This window comes from Streptomyces mayonensis, from assembly GCF_018982965.1.
GTDB classification, from domain to species: Bacteria; Actinomycetota; Actinomycetes; order Streptomycetales; family Streptomycetaceae; genus Streptomyces; species Streptomyces mayonensis.
This window is the reverse complement of record NZ_JACBYP010000009.1, coordinates 19592-38627: the sequence shown is the minus strand read 5'-3', so window position 1 is coordinate 38627 and position 19036 is coordinate 19592. Positions and strand designations below refer to the sequence as shown.

The 19036-nt window shown below is 71.7% G+C and carries 14 protein-coding genes; 1 reads left to right on the top strand and 13 read right to left on the bottom strand.

What is annotated here, in order from left to right; translation table 11 throughout:
- Positions 1 to 7: 7 nt before the first annotated feature.
- The 4 genes from rplU to HZS56_RS05225 all read right to left on the bottom strand — a co-directional run bounded on the left by rplU (position 8) and on the right by HZS56_RS05225 (position 6454).
- Complete coding sequence (gene rplU, locus HZS56_RS05240) at positions 8 to 328, bottom strand: 50S ribosomal protein L21 (protein ID WP_007449531.1); 321 nt, start codon at positions 326 to 328, stop codon at positions 8 to 10.
- 282 nt (positions 329 to 610) lie between these two features.
- On the bottom strand, positions 611 to 4693 hold the full coding sequence (locus tag HZS56_RS05235; RefSeq protein ID WP_216719499.1) for an Rne/Rng family ribonuclease: 4083 nt from the start codon (positions 4691 to 4693) through the stop codon (positions 611 to 613).
- Positions 4694 to 4964: 271 nt separating this feature from the next.
- Positions 4965 to 5741: a TIGR03936 family radical SAM-associated protein gene (locus HZS56_RS05230; RefSeq protein ID WP_216719498.1), complete on the bottom strand. Its 777-nt coding sequence runs from the start codon at positions 5739 to 5741 to the stop codon at positions 4965 to 4967.
- A 47-nt stretch (positions 5742 to 5788) separates the two neighbouring features.
- On the bottom strand, positions 5789 to 6454 hold the full coding sequence (locus HZS56_RS05225) for a TetR/AcrR family transcriptional regulator (RefSeq protein ID WP_216719497.1): 666 nt from the start codon (positions 6452 to 6454) through the stop codon (positions 5789 to 5791).
- An 87-nt stretch (positions 6455 to 6541) separates the two neighbouring features.
- Between HZS56_RS05225 and HZS56_RS05220 the strand changes: the two genes are divergently transcribed.
- Positions 6542 to 7435 carry an NADP-dependent oxidoreductase gene (locus tag HZS56_RS05220; RefSeq protein ID WP_216719496.1) on the top strand — a complete coding sequence of 298 codons (894 nt, stop codon included), beginning with the start codon at positions 6542 to 6544 and terminating at the stop codon, positions 7433 to 7435.
- A 25-nt stretch (positions 7436 to 7460) separates the two neighbouring features.
- Here the strand turns inward: HZS56_RS05220 and HZS56_RS05215 are convergent, their stop codons facing one another.
- The 9 genes from HZS56_RS05215 to folC all read right to left on the bottom strand — a co-directional run bounded on the left by HZS56_RS05215 (position 7461) and on the right by folC (position 18996).
- Positions 7461 to 9401, bottom strand: coding sequence for a TIGR03960 family B12-binding radical SAM protein (locus HZS56_RS05215; RefSeq protein ID WP_216719495.1), 1941 nt, complete (start codon positions 9399 to 9401; stop codon positions 7461 to 7463).
- Positions 9402 to 9490: 89 nt separating this feature from the next.
- A complete protein-coding gene (gene rodA, locus HZS56_RS05210; protein ID WP_216719494.1) occupies positions 9491 to 10690 on the bottom strand; it encodes a rod shape-determining protein RodA in 1200 nt (399 codons plus the stop codon).
- Positions 10687 to 13023, bottom strand: coding sequence for a penicillin-binding protein 2 (gene mrdA, locus HZS56_RS05205; RefSeq protein WP_216719493.1), 2337 nt, complete (start codon positions 13021 to 13023; stop codon positions 10687 to 10689). Before mrdA ends, rodA begins: the two co-directional genes overlap by 4 nt.
- Before the next feature lie 167 nt (positions 13024 to 13190).
- On the bottom strand, positions 13191 to 13862 hold the full coding sequence (gene mreD / locus HZS56_RS05200) for a rod shape-determining protein MreD (protein WP_216719492.1): 672 nt from the start codon (positions 13860 to 13862) through the stop codon (positions 13191 to 13193).
- A 13-nt stretch (positions 13863 to 13875) separates the two neighbouring features.
- Complete coding sequence (mreC, locus tag HZS56_RS05195) at positions 13876 to 14928, bottom strand: rod shape-determining protein MreC (RefSeq protein ID WP_216719491.1); 1053 nt, start codon at positions 14926 to 14928, stop codon at positions 13876 to 13878.
- A gap of 292 nt (positions 14929 to 15220) precedes the next feature.
- Positions 15221 to 16240, bottom strand: a complete 1020-nt coding sequence (locus HZS56_RS05190; RefSeq protein WP_007449816.1) for a rod shape-determining protein — start codon at positions 16238 to 16240, stop codon at positions 15221 to 15223.
- Positions 16241 to 16558: 318 nt separating this feature from the next.
- The gene (gene ndk, locus HZS56_RS05185) at positions 16559 to 16972 is read right to left on the bottom strand and encodes a nucleoside-diphosphate kinase (RefSeq protein ID WP_216719490.1); all 414 of its coding nucleotides are present in this window, start codon (positions 16970 to 16972) and stop codon (positions 16559 to 16561) included.
- 152 nt (positions 16973 to 17124) lie between these two features.
- Positions 17125 to 17466, bottom strand: a complete 342-nt coding sequence (locus tag HZS56_RS05180) for a DUF4233 domain-containing protein (RefSeq protein ID WP_216719489.1) — start codon at positions 17464 to 17466, stop codon at positions 17125 to 17127.
- A gap of 6 nt (positions 17467 to 17472) precedes the next feature.
- On the bottom strand, positions 17473 to 18996 hold the full coding sequence (folC, locus tag HZS56_RS05175; protein ID WP_216719488.1) for a bifunctional tetrahydrofolate synthase/dihydrofolate synthase: 1524 nt from the start codon (positions 18994 to 18996) through the stop codon (positions 17473 to 17475).
- Positions 18997 to 19036 lie beyond the last annotated feature (40 nt).

The window sequence follows — 19036 nt, the reverse complement described above, 5'->3', positions numbered from 1 at the left end:
CAGTCCCTTACTTCGCAGCCGCGGGGATCTCAGTGACCTTGATCGCCGTGTACTGCTGGCGGTGGCCCTGACGACGGCGGTAGCCGGTCTTGTTCTTGTAGCGCAGAATGTCGATCTTCTGGCCCTTGTGGTGGTCCACGACCTCGGCCTGGACCTTGATGCCGGCCAGCACCCACGGGTCGCTGGTCACAGCGTCGCCGTCGACGACGAGCAGGGTCGAGAGCTCGACCGTGTCGCCAACCTGGGCGGTGGAAATCTTGTCAACCTCAACGATGTCGCCGACAGCAACCTTGTGCTGGCGACCACCGCTGCGCACGATGGCGTACACGCGGATCTCACTCTCTCGCTCTGGAACGGCACCCCCGCAGTCCAGCCGCCCGGTGACACACGGACGGCCTCTCCCGGCCGGGGCCGCGGAGGCCCGCACCCGGAAGGAAAGAGGTTTACGGGGATGTGACGCGTCAGTCGACACGCCGACGCCCAAGATTACGGGGCCGCAGGACAGGGGTCAAACCGGGCTCCGGACGCCGGAACGCGCAGGTCCCGTCCCCCGGATCCGTGCGGATTCCGGGAGGCGGGACCTGCGCGTCGTACGACGCCGGGTGCCGGATCAGCCCTCGTCGGTGGTGGCCGTGACCGAGGACGGGGCCTGCTGGGCGGCCGCCGCCGTCTTCTTCGACGCCGCCTTCTTGGCCGTGGTCTTCTTGGCGGCCGCCGACTTGGTGGTCGTCGACTTGGCCGCCTTCTTGGCCGTGGCCTTCTTCGCGGTGGTCGTCTTCTTGGCCGCCGCGGTCTTCTTGGTGGCGGCCTTCTTCGCCGTCGCCTTCTTGGCCGTCTTGCGGGCCGCCGCCTTCTTGGCCGGTGCGGCCTCCTCGGCGGACGCCGCCGGCCCGGACGCCTCGTCGGCCGCGCCCTGCTCGCCCTGCTCCGGCGCGCCGGCCGACGGGACGACCACGACGGCCGTCTCCTCGGACGCGGTGGGAGCGGTGGACTTGCGCACCGCCCGGCGCCGCGGACGGGCCGGGGCCGCGCTCTCGGCGGCCGGCTCCGCGGGGGCGTCGGCGGCAGCGGCCTGCGGCTCCTGCCCGGCCGGTGCCGGCTCCGCGGCCGGCGCGGACTCGGTGACCGTCAGGACGTCGGCCTCCGCGCCCGCGGGCGAACCGGCCGGCGCCGACACCTTGCGGGTGGCCCGACGACGGGTGCGGCCCTTGGGCGCGGCCTCCTCGGCGGCGGGGGCCGGTGCCTCGGCCGGGGCCGGAGCGGGGGCGCCGGAGACGGCGTCCTCGGCGGCGGCGGGCTCGGCCAGCACCTCGGCGGCGGGCTCGCGCCGCACGGGACGCTCGACCTCCTCCTTCACGGTGACGTCCTGCGCGGTCGGGGCCCCGCCGGTGGCGGTCTCGCCCTTCGCGGCCTTGGGGGCGCCCGCCGGGGCAGACGCCCGCCGGCCACCGCTGCGGCGCCGGCCGCGACCGCGTGTGGCGGCGGCCTCCGCCTCGGCGGCACTGCTGTACAGCTCCTCGTCCGGGGTGAACCCGGGCGCCGGGAGGGCGACCGGCTCGGCCGCCTCGGCGGCGACCTCGGCCTCGGACTCGGACTCCGCCTCCTGCTCCGCGGTCGGCCCGGTCTCGACACCGGCGACGGCCTCGTGCTCGTGCGGCTGCTCGGCCCCGGCCCGCGCCCGCTTGCGGCGCTTGCCGCCGCCACCGGCGGCCACCGGCTGGTCGAGGTGGACGATGACACCGCGGCCGTTGCAGTGGACGCAGGTCTCGGAGAACGACTCCAGCAGGCCCTGGCCGACCCGCTTGCGGGTCATCTGCACCAGGCCCAGCGAGGTCACCTCGGCGACCTGGTGCTTCGTACGGTCCCGGCCCAGGCATTCGAGCAGGCGCCGCAGCACCAGGTCCCGGTTGGACTCGAGCACCATGTCGATGAAGTCGATGACGATGATGCCGCCGAGGTCGCGCAGCCTGAGCTGGCGCACGATCTCCTCGGCCGCCTCCAGGTTGTTCCTGGTGACCGTCTCCTCCAGGTTGCCGCCCTGGCCGGTGAACTTGCCGGTGTTGACGTCGACGACGACCATCGCCTCGGTCCGGTCGATCACCAGCGAACCACCGCTGGGCAGCCAGACCTTGCGGTCCAGTGCCTTGGCGAGCTGCTCGTCGATCCGGTACGTGGCGAAGACGTCGACCTCGCTGGTCCACCGGGAGAGCCGGTCCGCGAGGTCCGGCGCCACGTGGGACACGTAGCCGTGGATGGTCTGCCAGGCGTCGTCGCCGCTGACGACGACCTTGGAGAAGTCCTCGTTGAAGATGTCGCGCACGACCCGGACGGTCATGTCCGGCTCGCCGTAGAGCAGCGTCGGCGCGTTGCCGCTCTTGGCCTTCTTCTGGATCTCCTCCCACTGCGCCTGGAGCCGCTCGACGTCGCGGCGCAGCTCGTCCTCGCTGGCGCCCTCGGCGGCGGTGCGCACGATCACGCCCGCGTCCTCGGGCACGATCTTCTTGAGGATCGTCTTCAGCCGGGAGCGCTCGGTGTCGGGCAGCTTGCGGCTGATGCCGGTCATCGAGCCCTCGGGCACGTAGACCAGGTAGCGGCCGGGCAGCGAGACCTGGCTGGTCAGGCGGGCGCCCTTGTGGCCGATCGGGTCCTTGGTGACCTGCACCAGGACCGACTGGCCGGACTTGAGGGCGGACTCGATGCGGCGCGGGCCGTTCGCCATGCCCAGCGCCTCGAAGTTGACCTCACCGGCGTACAGGACGGCGTTGCGGCCCTTGCCGATGTCGATGAAGGCGGCCTCCATCGACGGCAGCACGTTCTGCACCTTGCCGAGGTAGACGTTGCCGACGTACGAAGTGGCCTGCTCCTTGTTGACGTAGTGCTCGACGAGCACCCCGTCCTCCAGGACGCCGATCTGGGTGCGCTCGCCGTGCTGGCGGACGACCATGACGCGCTCCACGGCCTCGCGGCGGGCCAGGAACTCGGCCTCGGTGATGATCGGGACGCGCCGGCGGCCCTGCTCACGGCCTTCCCGGCGACGCTGCTTCTTGGCCTCCAGGCGGGTGGAGCCCTTGATGGACTGCACCTCGTCGGACGGCTCGCCCTTCTCCCGCGGTGGACGGGGCTCGCGGACCTTGACGACGGTGCGCTCGGGGTCGTCCGTGGCCGAGCCGTCGTCACCGGAGCCGTCCCCGGCGCGGCGGCGGCGACGCCGGCGACGGCGGCTGTTGCTGGAACCGCCGCCCTCACCGCCGGACTCCGCGCCCTCGTCGGTGTCCTCCTCGGCCTGCTCGGCACCGTCCACGGTGCCCTGCTCGGACCGGTCGGACCGGTCGGCCTGCTCGGCGGCGTGCTCGCCCTCGCCGTCCGTCAGGTCGCCGTCGGCGGCGTCACCCCGGCGACGGCGACGGCCGCCCCGGCGACGCCGGCGGCGCGAACCGGACTCCTCGGAGCCGTCGGCGTCGTCGTGGTCCTCGCCCTGCTCGTCGGCGTCGGCGTCAGTGCCGGAGTCGGCGCCGGAACCGGTGTCCGCGCCGCTCTCCGGCTGCTCCTGCGCTGCGGGGGCGGCGGTGCGGCCCTCGGTGCCCTCGTCGGCGGCGGCACCCCGGCGCCGACGGCGGCGGCGCGCCCCGGTGTTCTCCTCCGCCGTGTTCTCGGCGGTCTCGGCGTTCTCGGCGGTCTCGGCGGTCTCAGCCCGGCCGGCGGAGGGCGCGGAGGGAGCCGACCCGGTACCGGCCGCTTCCGCGGCGGCCTCGGCGGCGGCGCGCTCGGGCGTCTGGAACTGGGGTTCGGCGAACACGGGCGCCTGGAACACGGCGACGGCGGGCCGCGAGGGGCGCTTGGGGGCGCCGGCCTCGTCGGCCCCGGCGGCGTTCTGCGCCGGAGCGGCGAACCCGGAGGCGGCCTTGCGGGTGGACCGGCGGCGCGCACGACGCGGCGCGGCCTCCTCGACGGGCTCGGCGGGGGCAGCGGCCGGGGCGGGGGCGGGCTCGGCCGCGGGCGTCGGCTCGACCACCTCGGCGGCGGCCTCGGCGGGCGACTCGCTCGGCGCGGCGACGCGCCGCGTGGCGCGACGGCGGGGGGTACGGCCCTTGGGCGCGGCGTCCTCGGCCTCGGCCGACGCGGCCCCGGAGGGAGCCCCGGGGGCCTCGGCTACCGGCTCGGCGGAGGCGGAGGCGGGAGCGGTGGCGGAGGAGTCCGGAGCGGTGCCTGCGGCCGGCTCGGCGGGCGAGGTCACGGTACGGGTGGCACGGCGGCGGGTGCGGCGCGGCGCGGCGTCCTCGGAGACCTCGGCGGCCGGTTCGGGCGCGGCGGCGGGCTCCGCGGCCGTGGCGGCGGACGCCGGAACGACGGTCTCGGCCGCCTCGGCCGCAACGGGTGCCCCGGCGGGGGCGGAGGCACGGCGCACCGCACGGCGCCGAGGCCGGGCAGTGGCGGCCACGGGCTCCGCGGCCGCCTCGGCCTGCGTCTCCTGCGCCTCTGCCGTCTCGTCCGGCTCTTCCGCCTCGTCGGTCACGGCGGTCGGCTCGGTCGGCGCGACGGTCTCCGCCGGCGTCCCGGAGGCACCGGACGGCGGACCCGCGGGGCGGGACGCGGCCCTGCGCCGACGGCGCGGCGGCAGCGTGTCGCTGGGGGTGTTCGACTCGGAGTCCGTCGGAGTGGCCGAGGACTCGGTGGGTTCGGTCGGTTCGAGCATGCGGGGGTTTCTCCCGTCAGGCTCCCGGGCGCCGCGCCTGGTCCGGCATCGACATGTCGACCGCCGGTGACGTCCGCGGCTCGCGTGGTGCGCGGTCGCCGCCGTCCGGGGCGCGGGCGCCGCTCGGAAGCTCTCCGTGTCTTGTCTCGCCGGTTCCGTACGCCTTGTCGTGCACGGCCTGGCGAAAGTCTTGTGGTCGGTGCGCTGCCCGACCCAGGTGGCTCCCGAGTTCGAGGGCGGCGCTACGACGTCGTCCCTGGCGGAACCTTCCCTACGCCGGCGCCTTCGCGGCGGCCGAAGCGGCGGCCGAATGCGGCTCGGGCGCTTCTGCCTCGCGGTCGGGCGCGAGCGGGTCGGTCACCGCACCGGTCTCTTCATCGAACAGCCCCTGCGCCAGCCTGGTCACCGCTGCGGGGACCGGCGGCGCCAGGTCGGCCACGGCGCGAAGACCGGACAGGACGTCGTCGGGTCGTACGGCAGGCGTCACGTGCCGAACAACCAGCCGCAGTATCGCACAGGGCTGGTCGCCCGGCCTATCAGCCGGGGCATCGTGCGTGGTGACGCTCTCCAGGTGCGCGACCGCGGAGCGGGTGTCGAAGGTACGCACGCCGTTCTTCGTACGGCGCTGGACCTCCACGGCCGGGGCCGCGTTGAACGCCGCCACGGCGTCCTCGGCGGCCGCGGGCTCCACACCGTCGAGCCGCAGCTCCCACACGGAGGCCGTCAGCCGGTCGGCGAGTCCCGAGGTCCGGGACTCGACCGCGTCCACGATGTCGAGCCCGGTCGGCATCGACGCGTCGAGGAGCAGTCTGACCTGCTCCGGGTCACGCGCCTGGGTGAGCGCGATCTCCAGGTACTCCGCCTCACTGCCCGTGCCGGTGGGTGCGGCATTGGCGTACGACACCTTGGGGTGCGGGGTGAACCCCGCCGAGTACGCCATGGGCACCTCGGCGCGGCGCAGCGCACGCTCGAAGGCGCGCTGGAAGTCGCGGTGGCTGGTGAACCGGAGGCGGCCGCGCTTGGTGTAGCGCAGTCGGATGCGCTGCACCGCGGGAACGGGCGGCGGGCCTTCGGGCTGTCGCTTGCCCAGTGTCGTCAGTCCTTCGTGAGTGCGGTCGTACTCCTACCAAGAGTACGTGCCCCGGCGCCGGATGGTTCCCCCCGCTCCCGAGGGCGGTCGGCCCCCGTACGGACGGCGACGTCCCAGGCCGCCTCGATCATCGAGAAGACCTCGTCGACCGCGGCGTCCGGATCGGCCGCCTCGCGGGCCAGCGAGTACGCGTCGACCACGAACCGCGCGAGGGTCCGGCAGGCCGTCGGGGTCAGCGGCAGGCCGGGGTCGGCGGCGAGGGCCGCGGCCAGCGAGTCCGCGTGCCGCAGCCGCATCGACTCCTCGTACTCCCGCAGTGCGACCGAACCGGCGACCATCCGCCAGACGGGTGCGGCGCCGTCCGCCGTGCAGTGCCGCACCAGGGCCAGGATCTCCCGGCGCAGGGCGGGCAGCAGCGGCTCGTCCGGCGCCCGGCCGGTGACGGCTCCCGTGAGGCGCTGTTCGAAGTCCTGATCCTGCTCGAAGACGAGGGCCTCTTTGGCGGCGAAGTGCGAGAAGAGCGTGGTGACGGCCACGTCGGCCTCTGCGGCCACGTCGCGGATGCCCACCGCGTCGTACCCGCGCTCCAGGAAGAGCCGCATGGCGGCGTCGGCGATCTTCTGGCGGGTCGCGGCTTTCTTGCGCTCACGGCGCCCGGTCGGCACGGTCACGCCCTGACACTAGCAAATCCAAAGCCATACCGGTAACGAAATACTATCGACTACAAAACACTAACCGATAGTGCTACGGTCCCCGGCATGAAGAAAGTGAGCTTCGCCGAGTTCGGCGGTCCGGACGTGCTGCGCCTCATCGACGCCGAGGAGCCCCACCCCGGCCCCGGACAGATACGGGTCGCCGTGCGGGCGGCAGGCGTCAACCCCGTCGACTGGAGGATCCGCGAGGGCCAGGTCCTGGGCGCCCATCCGGTCGAACTGCCCGCCGGGGTGGGCCTGGACGCCGCCGGAGTGGTGGACGGGATCGGCGCGGGGGTGACCGGGGTCGCGATCGGTGACCGCGTGTTCGGCGAGGGCTCCAGCACCTACGCCGAGTTCGCCGTCCTGGGGGCCTGGGCCCGCATGCCCGAGGGGCTGTCGTTCGAGGAGGCGGCCGGGTACCCCTCGGTGGTGGAGACCGCGCTGCGCGTCCTCCGCGAGGTCGGTGTACGACCCGGGCAGACGCTGCTGGTCAGCGGCGCGTCCGGCGGAGTGGGCTCGGCGGTGCTGCAGATCGCCCGCGAGCGCGGCATCACGGTGATCGGCACGGCCGGGGCGGCGAACCAGGACTATCTGCGCGGCCTGGGCGCCCTCGCCACGACGTACGGCGAGGGCTGGGTGGAACGGGTTCGGAGGCTCGGCCGGGTCGACGCGGCCCTCGACCTGGCCGGTTCCGGCGTCGTCCGCGAACTCGTGGAGCTGACCGGCGACCCGGGCAGGGTGGTCTCCATCGCCGACCTCACCGCACCCGAGTTCGGCGTCCGCTTCTCCGGCGTGGCCGGCAGCGTCCCGGACGCACTCGCCGAGGCCGCCGACCTCGTCGCACGGGGCCGGCTGCACATCCCGGTCGAGCAGACGTACCCGCTCGCCGACGCCGCCGCGGCCCACGCGGACAGCCGGACCGGCCACGCGCGCGGCCGCCGCGTCATCGTGCCCTGAGGCGCCGTCCGTCCCGGCGGCCCGGTTACTTCACGGTCAGCGGCAGCAGCTTCTTGCCGGTCGGGCCGACCTGGATGGACGTGTCCATGGCAGGGCAGACCCCGCAGTCGAAGCACGGGGTCCAGCGGCAGTCGTCGACCTCGGTCTCGTCGAGGGCGTCCTGCCAGTCCTCCCAGAGCCACTCCTTGTCGAGGCCGGAGTCGAGGTGGTCCCAGGGCAGGACCTCCTCGTAGCCGCGCTCGCGGGTGGTGTACCAGTCGACGTCCACGCCGAAGGGCGCGAGGGCCCGGTCGGCGCAGGACATCCAGCGGTCGTACGAGAAGTGCTCGCGCCAGCCGTCGAAGCGGCCGCCGTCGTCGTAGACCGCCCGGATGATCGCGCCGGTGCGGCGGTCGCCGCGGGAGAGGAGGCCCTCGACGATGCCGGGCTTGCCGTCGTGGTACCGGAAGCCGATGGAGCGGCCGTACTTCTTGTCGCCGCGGATCTTGTCGCGGAGCTTCTGGAGGCGGGCGTCGGTCTCCTCGGCGGAGAGCTGCGGGGCCCACTGGAAGGGGGTGTGCGGCTTGGGGACGAAGCCGCCGATGGAGACGGTGCAGCGGATGTCGCCGGAGCCGGAGACCTCGCGGCCCTTGGCGATGACGCGGGTGGCCATGTCGGCGATCTGGAGGACGTCGTCGTCGGTCTCGGTGGGCAGGCCGCACATGAAGTACAGCTTCACCTGGCGCCAGCCGTTGCCGTAGGCCGTCGCGACGGTCCGGATGAGGTCCTCCTCCGAGACCATCTTGTTGATGACCTTGCGGATGCGCTCCGAGCCGCCCTCGGGGGCGAAGGTGAGGCCGGAGCGGCGGCCGTTGCGGGTGAGTTCGTTGGCGAGGTCGATGTTGAAGGCGTCGACACGGGTGGACGGGAGGGACAGGCCGATCTTGTCCTCCTCGTAGCGGTCGGCGAGGCCCTTGGCGACGTCGGCGATCTCCGAGTGGTCGGCGGAGGAGAGGGAGAGCAGGCCGACCTCCTCGAAGCCGGTGGCCTTCAGGCCCTTGTCGACCATCTCGCCGATGCCGGTGATGGAGCGCTCGCGCACCGGGCGGGTGATCATGCCGGCCTGGCAGAAGCGGCAGCCGCGGGTGCAGCCGCGGAAGATCTCCACGGACATCCGCTCGTGGACGGTCTCGGCGAGCGGGACCAGCGGCTGCTTGGGGTAGGGCCACTCGTCGAGGTCCATGACGGTGTGCTTGCTGACCCGCCACGGGACGCCGGAGCGGTTGGGGACGACGCGGGCGATGCGGCCGTCGGGGAGGTACTCGACGTCGTAGAAGCCGGGGACGTAGACGCCGCCGGTCTTCGCGAGGCGCAGGAGGAGCTCCTCGCGGCCGCCGGGGCGGCCCTCGGCCTTCCAGGCGCGGATGATCGCGGTGATCTCCAGGACGGCCTGTTCGCCGTCGCCGATGACCGCGCAGTCGATGAAGTCCGCGATCGGCTCGGGGTTGAAGGCGGCGTGGCCGCCGGCCAGCACGACCGGGTCGTCGATGCCGCGGTCCTTCGCCTCCAGCGGGATGCCCGCGAGGTCCAGGGCGGCCAGCATGTTGGTGTAGCCCAGCTCCGTGGAGAAGGAGAGGCCGAAGACGTCGAAAGCTCGCACCGGGCGGTGGCTGTCGACGGTGAACTGCGGGACGGAGTGCTTCCGCATCAGTTCCTCGAGGTCCGGCCAGACGCTGTAGGTGCGCTCGGCGAGGACGCCCTGCTGTTCGTTGAGCACCTCGTAGAGGATCATGACGCCCTGGTTGGGCAGGCCGACCTCGTAGGCGTCGGGGTACATCAGGGCCCAGCGGACGTCGCAGGATTCCCAGTCCTTGACCGTGGAGTTGAGCTCTCCGCCGACGTACTGGATCGGCTTCTGCACATGCGGGAGCAGAGCTTCGAGCTGCGGAAACACAGACTTCACAGACTCGGCGGCTTCGGCAGGCATCTCACGGAACCTTCGTGTGCTGACAAGGGGGACCATCCAGCCTAACCCGGCCGGACGGTCCCCCTTACCGCTCACCCCCGGATGACGGCCTACGCCGACATCGGCCGTTGCACGGTGATCGACTGGAGCAGACCCACCGCCATCCACACCGCGAACATCGACGAGCCGCCGTAGGAGACGAAGGGCAGCGGCAGGCCGGTGACCGGCATGATGCCGAGCGTCATGCCGACGTTCTCGAAGGTCTGGAAGGCGAACCAGGCGACGATGCCCGCGGCGACGACCGTCCCGTACAGGTCGGGGGTGCTGCGGGCGATCTTGCAGGCGCGCCACAGGACGACGCCGAGCAGGGCGATGATGAGGCCGGCGCCGAGGAAGCCCAGTTCCTCACCGGCGACGGTGAAGACGAAGTCGGTCTGCTGTTCCGGCACGAAGCGCCCGGTGGTCTGCGAGCCCTCGAAGAGGCCGGAGCCGGTCAGGCCGCCGGAACCGATGGCGATGCGGGCCTGGTTGGTGTTGTAGCCGACGCCCGCGGGGTCGAGGGCGGGGTTGGCGAAGGCGGCGAAGCGGGCGATCTGGTAGTCGTCCAGGATGCCGAGCTGCCACACCGCGAGGGCGCCGGCGGTGCCCGCGCCGAGCAGGCCGAAGATCCAGCGGTTGCTGGCGCCGGAGGCGAGCAGGATGCCGAGCACGATGATGACCATGACCATGACCGACCCGAGGTCGGGCATGAGCATCACGATCAGCATCGGGACGGCGGCCAGGCCGAGGGCCTGGAGCACGGTCCGGTGGTCGGGGTGCGGCCGGTCCCCCGCGTCGACGCGGGCGGCCAGCAGCATCGCCATGCCCAGGATGATCGTGAGCTTCACGAACTCCGAGGGCTGCAGGGAGAAGCCGCCGGGGAGCTTGATCCAGGAGTGGGCGCCGTTGATGGTCGAGCCGAGCGGGGTGAGCACCAGCAGGATCAGGAAGACGGAGGCGCCGTACAGGACGGGCACGGCGGTGCGCAGGGCGCGGTGGCCGAGCCAGACGACGCCGACCATCAGGGCGAGTCCGATGCCGGTGTTCAGCAGGTGCCGGGTGAGGAAGTAGTACTGGTCGCCCTGGTTGAGTTCGGTACGGTTGCGGGTCGCGGAGTAGACGAGCAGGGTGCCCATCAGGGACAGCGCGACGCAGGCCAGCAGTATCGGCCAGTCGAGCCGCCGGGCCAGGGAGTCCCGGGCGAGGAGCCGGGTCCAGCCGGCCTTCTCGGGGCCGTACCCGGAGACCTGGAAGCTGTTGGCTCCGGTCATGCGCGCGCCCTCCGGCTTCTGCCGAGTCCCGTGCGAGTACGGACGCGGGTACTGCTGCCGCGGGTACTCCCGCCGGTGCCGCCCCGCGCTCCGCCGCGTCGTCGGCGCCGGCGGGTGTCGCGGTTCTCGCCGTTCGTGTTGGGCGTGGTCGCGCCCTGGTCCTGGCCCTCGACGGGTGCGTACTCCTCGTCCGGGGAGGCCTGCTCGTCGGGCTGCAGTTCCTTGACGACGTCCTTGGGCATCTTGGGTGCGGTGATGGTCCCGTCGGTCCTGATCTCCGGGAGCTTCGCCTGGGGCTTGGGCAGCAGCGCCTTCTTGGGGTCGATGTCGCCGTCGTCCGAGACGCCGTACAGGGCGTCGTAGATGTTGCGGACGGCGGGTCCCGAGGCGCCGGAGCCGGTGCCGCCCTGGGAGATCGTCATGACGATCGAGTAGTCCTTGGTGTACGTCGCGAACCACGAGGTGGTCTGTTTGCCGTAGACCTCGGCGGTTCCGGTCTTGGCGTGCATCGGGATCTTGTCCTGGGGCCAGCCGACCTGCGCGAACCGCCAGGCGGCGGTGCCGCGGGTGGCGACGCCGGCGAGGGCGTCGTCCATCTTGGCGAGCGTGGTCTTGCTTATCGGCAGCTTGCCGTGCGAGGTGGGCTCGATCTCCTCGACCGTCTTGCCGTCGGGGCTGACCACGGCCTTGCCGATGCTCGGGTCGTAGAGGGTGCCGCCGTTGGAGATGGCCGAGTAGATGGTGGCCATCTGGATGGGGGTGACGAGGGTGTCACCCTGGCCGATGGAGTAGTTGATGGAGTCACCGGCGCGCATCTTGTTGCCTTCGAGGCAGTTCTCGTACGCGATCTTCTCGACGTACGAGCCGTCCTTCTTGCCGGTCTTGCACCAGGCGTCCTTGTTGGCCTCCCAGTACTCCTGCTTCCACTCGCGGTCGGGGACGCGGCCGGTGACCTCGTTGGGGAGGTCGATGCCGGTCTTGGCGCCGAGGCCGAACTGGTGGGCGGCCTTGTAGAAGTAGTCGTGGGGGTTCTTGGGGTTCGTCCCGCCGTCCTTCTTCCACTCCTGGTGGGACAGGCGGTAGAAGACGGTGTCGCAGGAGAGTTCCAGGGCGCGGCCGATGCTGATCATGCCCTCGTTGGCCGACTCGAAGTTCTTGAAGACCTGGCCGCCGACGTCGTAGGCGCTGGAGCAGTCGTAGTTGCCGTCGAAGTCGTAGCCGGCCTCCACCGCTGCGGCCGAGGAGACGACCTTGAAGATCGAGCCGGGGGCCGCCTGGCCCTGGGTGGCGCGGTTGAGCAGCGGGTAGTTGGAGTCCTTGCCGGTGAGTTTCTTGTAGTCCTTGGCGGAGATGCCGCCGACCCAGGCGTTCGGGTCGTAGTCGGGGTTGGAGGCCATGGCGACGACGCGTCCGGTCTTGGCCTCCATCACGACGACGGCGCCGGCGTCGGCCTCGTAGGTCCGGTTGGTGTTGCGGTCCATCTCCTTGCGGGCGGCCTTCATCGCCTCGTTCAGCTCGTACTCGGCGACCCGCTGGACGCGGGCGTCGATGCTGGTGACGAGGTTGGAGCCGGGGGTGCCCCGGTCGGACTCGGCCTCACCGATGACGCGGCCGAGGTTGTCGACCTCGTAGCGGGTGACACCGGCCTTGCCGCGCAGCTCCTTGTCGTACTGGCGCTCGATGCCGGAGCGGCCGACCTGGTCGGAGCGCAGGTAGGGCGAGTCGGTGTCCTGAGCCTTCTGCAGCTCCTCGTCGGTGACCGGCGAGAGGTAGCCGAGGACCTGGGCGGTGTTGGACTCGCCGGGGGCGGCGTAGCGGCGTACGGCCATGGGTTCGGCGGTGATGCCGGGGAAGTCCTCGGCGCGCTCGCGGATCTGCAGGGCCTGCTTGACGGTGGCCTCGTCGGTGACGGGGATCGGCTGGTAGGGCGAACCGTTCCAGCAGGGCTGCGGGGTCTCGGCGTCGCAGAGCCGGACCTTGTCGATGACGTCCTGGGGCGCCATGCCGAGGACCCCGGCGAGCTTGGTGAGGACGGCCTTGCCGTCGTCCTTCATCTTCAGCAGCTCGGTGCGGGAGGCGGAGACGACGAGCCGGGTCTCGTTGTCGGCGAGGGCCACGCCGCGGGCGTCCAGGATCGAGCCGCGGGTGGCGGGCTGGACAACCTGCTGGACGTGGTTGCCGGAGGCCTCTTCGGCGTACTCGTCGCCCTGGCGGATCTGGAGGTACCAGAGCCGGCCGCCGAGGGTGGCGAGGAGGGAGAGGACGAGGATCTGGATGACGACGAGCCGGGTCTGGACGCGGGTGCTGCGGCCGGTCTCGGGGATGTTAGTCATGGGCGCAGCCCATTCGGTTGAGGGTGGCGGTGGGCGACGGGAGGGCGTTGGTCACTGCTGCCTCCCCCTCACGTGGTGCGTGCTCCTTGGGTGGTGCGGTGTCGGTGGGTGGGGTCGTGCCGTCACGAGTGGTGCCGTCACGATTGGTGTCGTCAGGGGTGGTGCCGTCACAGCCGCTTGACCCCCTTGATGCGTCCGGCGCGGGCCACGCGGGCCCGGGCCGCCTTCACCCGCAGCGCGTTGCGCTGTCTGCCGATGCGCAGGCCGGTGCCCGACGAGAGCCAGCCGGAGGTGATGTCGGGGCCCTTGGCGGCGGAGTTGGTGTCGGCCAGCGGGTCGTTCTCGGCGCGCCGGGCGAGGGCCATGATGCCGGGCACGACGAAGGGCGCGAGCAGCAAGTCGTACAGGGATGCCGTGAACAGCAGGCTGGGCAGGCCGACGTGGCGGGCGGCGGTGTCGCCGACGAGGGCGCCGACGCCGGCGTAGAGCAGGGTGGTGCCGATGGCGGCGGCGACCACGACGACCATGGGGCCGGTGGCCGAGCGGAGCCGTCCGTTGTCCGGTTTGGCGAGACCGGCGAGGTAGCCGACGACGCAGAGCACCAGGGCGTAGCGTCCGGCGGCGTGGTCGGCGGGCGGGGCGAGGTCGGCGAGGAGTCCGGCGCCGAAGCCGACGAGGGCCCCGCCGACGTGGCCGTAGACCAGGGCGAGGCCCAGGACGGTGAGCAGCAGCAGGTCGGGGACGGCGCCGGGCAGGTGGAGGCGGGCGAGGACGCTGACCTGGATCACCAGGGCGACGACGACCAGGGCGACGGACAGCAGGATCCGGTTGACGCGCATGGGGTGAAGGCTCCTACGGCTCGGTCTGCTCGTTCTGCTGGTCGGTCTGGTCGTTCTGCCCGGTGGCGTCGTTCTGCCCGGTCGCCTCGTCCTGGCCGGCCGCGTCGTTCTGGCCGGTGGCGCCGCCCTCGTCGTTCTGTGCCTGGCCCTCGGGGTCGGCCCCGGGAGTCACGGTCACCGTCACGGTCGGCGTGGGCTTCGGTTTGTCCTGCTCCGGGAGCACCGTGTCGCGCGGGTCCTTCTGCGGGGCCTGGACGACGACGCCGACGACGTCGAGCTTGGTGAAACTGACGAACGGGGTGACCTCGAGGATCCGGGTCAGGTCGCCGCCGTTGGGGTCGACGCGGGAGACGGTGCCGACGGGGACGCCGGGCACGAACGGCTTGTCGGCCTGGGAGCCGAAGGTGACGAGGCGGTCGCCCTTCTTCACGTCGGCCTTGCCGTTGAGGAGTTCGACGCGGAAGGGCCGGCTGCCCTGCCCGGCGGCGAAGCCGAGCTCGTCGCCGGCCTCCATCCGGGTGCCGACGGTGAAGTCCGGGTCGTTGGCGAGCAGCACGGTGGCGCTGTTGGGTCCGACGGTGGTCACGCGTCCGACGAGGCCGTCGCCGTTGAGGACGGTCATGTCGCGCTTGACGCCGTCGTTGGCGCCGGCGTCGATGGTGATCGTCCAGGAGAAGCCCTGGGCCGCTCCTATGGCGATGACCTGGGCGCCCTTGATGCCGTACTGACCGGCTCCGGCGAGGCCCAGCATCTTGTCGAACTGCTTGAGCCGGCTGCGGCCCCGCTCGTCGCTGCCGAGCTTCGCCTTCAGGGCCGCGTTCTGCGTCTCCAGCTCGGCGAGCCGGTCGTGCCGGTCGCCGGAGTCGCGGATCGCGGAGACCGCGTTGCCGACCGGGTCGACGGCGGACGACACCCCGTTCTCGATCGGACCGAAGACGCCCGCCGCGGCCTGCCGGGCACCGTCGACCGGTGAGTCCTCCCCACCGCGGATGTCCACCGTGATCAGCGCGAACGCGATGGCGATCAGCAGCACCAGGAGCAGCCGGCTCTCTTTCGTGTCCCTCACGTGCGGCGGCCGTGCCTTCCTCGTCGAAATTCGGGAAATCTCGGAATGTACGTGGGCATGTACGTGGGCGGTGTTCAGGTATTCAGGTGATTCGGTACGCCGGGCGCGTGCGGAGCGGCACCGGCACTTCCCGCACATCCGGTACGGGACCTCTCATCCGGTACGGGACTCTCATCCAGCACCGGACCTCTCATTCCGGTACTGGAACCCTCATCCAGTACCGGAACCCTCTATATCAACGATCCGCCGCACGAGAGGAGATCGTCTCGTACGGCGGAACCGAAGTGTTACGTCATCTGCGGGGCGAGGCGTCCAGCACCTGCTGGAGCGCCTCGAACTCCTCGACGCACTTGCCGCTGCCGAGCGCCACGCTGTCGAGCGGGTCCTCGGCGATGTGGATCGGCATTCCGGTCTCCCGGCGCAGCCGCTCGTCGAGGCCGCGCAGCAGCGCGCCGCCGCCGGTCAGGACGATGCCCCGGTCCATGATGTCGCCGGACAGCTCCGGCGGGCACTTGTCGAGGGTGGTCTTGACGGCGTCGACGATCGCGTTGACCGGCTCCTCGATCGCCTTGCGCACTTCGGCGGCGGAGATGACGACGGTCTTGGGCAGCCCGGAGACGAGGTCCCGGCCGCGGATTTCGGTGTGCTCGTCGGAGTCGAGGTCGTACGCCGAGCCGATCGTGATCTTGATCTGTTCGGCCGTGCGCTCGCCCAGCAGAAGGCTGTACTCCTTCTTCACGTGCTGGATGATCGCGTTGTCCAGCTCGTCACCCGCGACGCGGATGGACTGGGCCGTGACGATGCCGCCGAGCGAGATGACCGCGACCTCCGTGGTGCCGCCGCCGATGTCCACCACCATGTTGCCCGTGGCCTCGTGGACCGGCAGGCCGGAGCCGATGGCCGCGGCCATGGGCTCCTCGATGATGTGCACCTGACGGGCGCCGGCCTGGGACGACGCCTCGATGACGGCGCGGCGCTCGACGCCCGTGATGCCCGAGGGCACGCAGACGACGACCCGCGGACGAGCCAGATACCGCCGCTTGTGGATCTTCAGGATGAAGTAGCGGAGCATCCGCTCGGTGATCTCGAAGTCGGCGATGACGCCGTCCTTCAGCGGACGCACGGCGACGATGTTGCCCGGCGTGCGTCCGATCATCTTCTTCGCTTCGGCGCCGACCGCGAGGATGCCACCGGTGTTGGTGTTGATCGCGACGACGGACGGCTCGTTGAGTACGATCCCGCGACCCCTGACGTACACCAGCGTGTTGGCGGTCCCGAGGTCGACAGCCATGTCACGGCCGATGAACGACATTGAGTTCCCCATCAGGATTCGACTGGCCTTCCCAGGAGCTTTTGAGGGCTTTTCAGGTAGGCGAAGTGGGTGCAGTGACGCGTGGAGGCTTCCATCGTAGACGCGCTTTCGCGAACACTGCGCGAGGGTCTTCGCCATTGTCAGCAGATGGCGCACCGCCTCGCCTGTGGAGACGGGCCAACGGTGGGATCCGTTCCCCCGATCAGGCACGCATATGCCACAGGGCGGCCGCTTTTAGGCGACCGCCCCGGCTTCGCCTGGACCATTCGGCTGACGTGTCGTCAGAAAAAAGACCGTTCGGCGTGTCTGGAAGGAGAATCAGACCCGGCCCGGGAAGAAGATCTTCAGCTCGCGCTCGGCGGACTCCTCGGAGTCGGAGGCGTGGATCAGGTTCTCCCGGACGATCACACCGAAGTCCCCCCGGATGGAGCCGGGCGCGGCGGCGATCGGGTCGGTCGGACCGGCCAGCGCGCGCACGCCCTCGATGACCCGCTCGCCCTCGACGACCATCGCCACGACCGGGCCGGACGCCATGAACTCGACCAGCGGCTCGTAGAAGGGCTTGCCCTTGTGCTCGCCGTAGTGCTGCTCCAGCGTGTCGGCGTCCAGGGTACGCAGCTCCAGCGCCGTGATCTGCCAGCCGGCCTTGCGCTCGATACGGCTGATGATCTCGCCGGTCAGGCCACGACGGACGGCATCGGGCTTGAGGAGGACGAGGCTGCGCTGGGTCACGAGGGCTCCCTTGGAGATGTGCGGTTGTGCGGGTGATGACTGAGGTTACCGGGCGTGTCGCGGCACCCGTCACGCAGCGTCGGCCCGGGCACCCGTCATACGCGCCGGTCCGGGCGGCCGCCATGCGTCGGCCCGGGCGCCGGATGCCGCGTTCAGGCCGCGTCGGCCTGGGCCGCGAACCGCGCCTTCGCCTCGTCGATCTTCCGCCCGTAGTGCACGGAGGCCCACCACAGGGCGGCGAAGACTGCGCCCAGGAAGAACATGGTGGGCACCACGAACCCGGAGGCGATCAGCGCGACCTGCAGCGCCCAGCCGAGCGCGACGCCGCCGGGCCGGGTGATCACACCGCACAGCAGCACGCACAGGAACATGGCGATGCCGCTGACCGTCCACACCGTCCCGGTGGACAGGTCGGGGTCCTTCATGGCGACGAGTCCGGCGAAGCCGATCACGAACAGCTCGCCGATCAAGGTCGAAGCACAGAGCGTACGCACGGGCTCTCAGCCCTTCCCCAGAAGCAGTCGGGCCTCGCCGACGGTGATGACGGAACCGGTCACGAGCACCCCGCCGCCCGCGAACTCGCCCTCCTCCTCGGCCAGCGTGATCGCGGCCTCCAGGGCGTCCGGCAGCCGCGGCTCGACCTGCACGCGGTCCTCGCCGAACACCTCCACGGCGATGCCCGCCAGTTCGTCGGCGTCCATCGCGCGGTGGCTGGAGTTCTGCGTGACGACGACCTCGGCGAAGACCGGCTCGAAGGCCTCGAGAAGGCCCCGCACGTTCTTGTCGCCGCTCGCGCCGACGACCCCGATGAGCCGGCTGAACTGGAAGGCCTCCCCCACCGCCTCGGCGGTGACCCGGGCCCCGGCCGGGTTGTGCGCGGCGTCGAGGACGACGGTCGGCGAGCGCCGCACCACCTCCATCCGCCCCGGTGAGGCGACGGCGGCGAAGGCCCTGCGCACGGTGTCCAGGTCCAGCGGCTCGGGACGCTGCGCGCCGACGCCGAAGAACGCCTCGACGGCGGCCAGCGCCACGGCCGCGTTGTGCGCCTGGTGTGCGCCGTGCAGCGGCAGGTACACCTCGTCGTACTCGCCGCCGAGGCCGCGCAGGGTGACCAGCTGCCCGCCGACGGCGACCTGCCGGGCGACGACGCCGAACTCCAGCCCCTCGCGGGCCACCGTGGCGTTGACGTCCACTGCCTTCTTCAGCATGACCTGCGCGGCGTCCACCGGCTGCTGGGCCAGGATCACGGTGGCGTCCTGCTTGACGATGCCGGCCTTCTCGGTTGCGATCTCGCCGGGCGTCCCGCCGAGCCGGTCGGTGTGGTCCAGGTCGATGGGGGTGACGACGGCGACGTCGCCGTCGATGACGTTGGTGGCGTCCCAGGAGCCGCCCATCCCGACCTCGACGACGGCCACGTCCACGGGAGCGTCGGCGAAGGCGGCGTACGCCATGCCGGTCAGCACCTCGAAGAAGGACAGCCGGTACTCCTGCTGTGCGTCGACCATCTCGACGTACGGCTTGACGTCGTCGTACGTCTCGATGAACCGCTCCGCCGACACCGGCGCGCCGTCCAGGCTGATCCGCTCGGTGATCGACTGCACGTGCGGCGAGGTGTACCGCCCGGTGCGCAGCTCGAAGGCGCCGAGCAGGGCCTCGATCATGCGGGCGGTGGTGGTCTTTCCGTTCGTCCCCGTGATGTGGATCGACGGGTACGAGCGCTGCGGCTCGCCCAGTACGTCCATCAGCGCGGCGATCCTGGCGACGGACGGCTCCAGCTTGGTCTCGCCCCAGCGGGTCGCCAGCTCCGTCTCGACGGCGCGCAGGGCCGCGTCCACCTCGGGGTCCTCGGGGCGCCCGGGGATGTCGGCCTCGGGCGGGCCGCCCTGGGTCCGCAGGGTGCGGCTGCCCGCCTCGATGACGGCGAGGTCGGGGTCGCGGGTGGTCTCCGCGTCGATGATCTCGTCGAAGGAGTCGGAGGGGTCGGAGGGGTCGGGCCGGCCGTTCTCGCCGGGGTTGTCACTCACGGGGACCAGTCTACGTACCGCCCGACGGCAACCGCGGGCG

Coding starts and splice junctions, on each gene's coding strand:
- HZS56_RS05235 (WP_216719499.1), bottom strand. CDS start 4,693: ATGCTCGAACCGACCGAACCCACCGAGTCCTCGGCCACTCCGACGGAC.
- HZS56_RS05220 (WP_216719496.1), top strand. CDS start 6,542: ATGAAGAAAGTGAGCTTCGCCGAGTTCGGCGGTCCGGACGTGCTGCGC.
- HZS56_RS05215 (WP_216719495.1), bottom strand. CDS start 9,401: ATGCCTGCCGAAGCCGCCGAGTCTGTGAAGTCTGTGTTTCCGCAGCTC.
- rodA (WP_216719494.1), bottom strand. CDS start 10,690: ATGACCGGAGCCAACAGCTTCCAGGTCTCCGGGTACGGCCCCGAGAAG.
- mrdA (WP_216719493.1), bottom strand. CDS start 13,023: ATGACTAACATCCCCGAGACCGGCCGCAGCACCCGCGTCCAGACCCGG.
- mreD (WP_216719492.1), bottom strand. CDS start 13,862: ATGCGCGTCAACCGGATCCTGCTGTCCGTCGCCCTGGTCGTCGTCGCC.
- HZS56_RS05190 (WP_007449816.1), bottom strand. CDS start 16,240: ATGTCGTTCATCGGCCGTGACATGGCTGTCGACCTCGGGACCGCCAAC.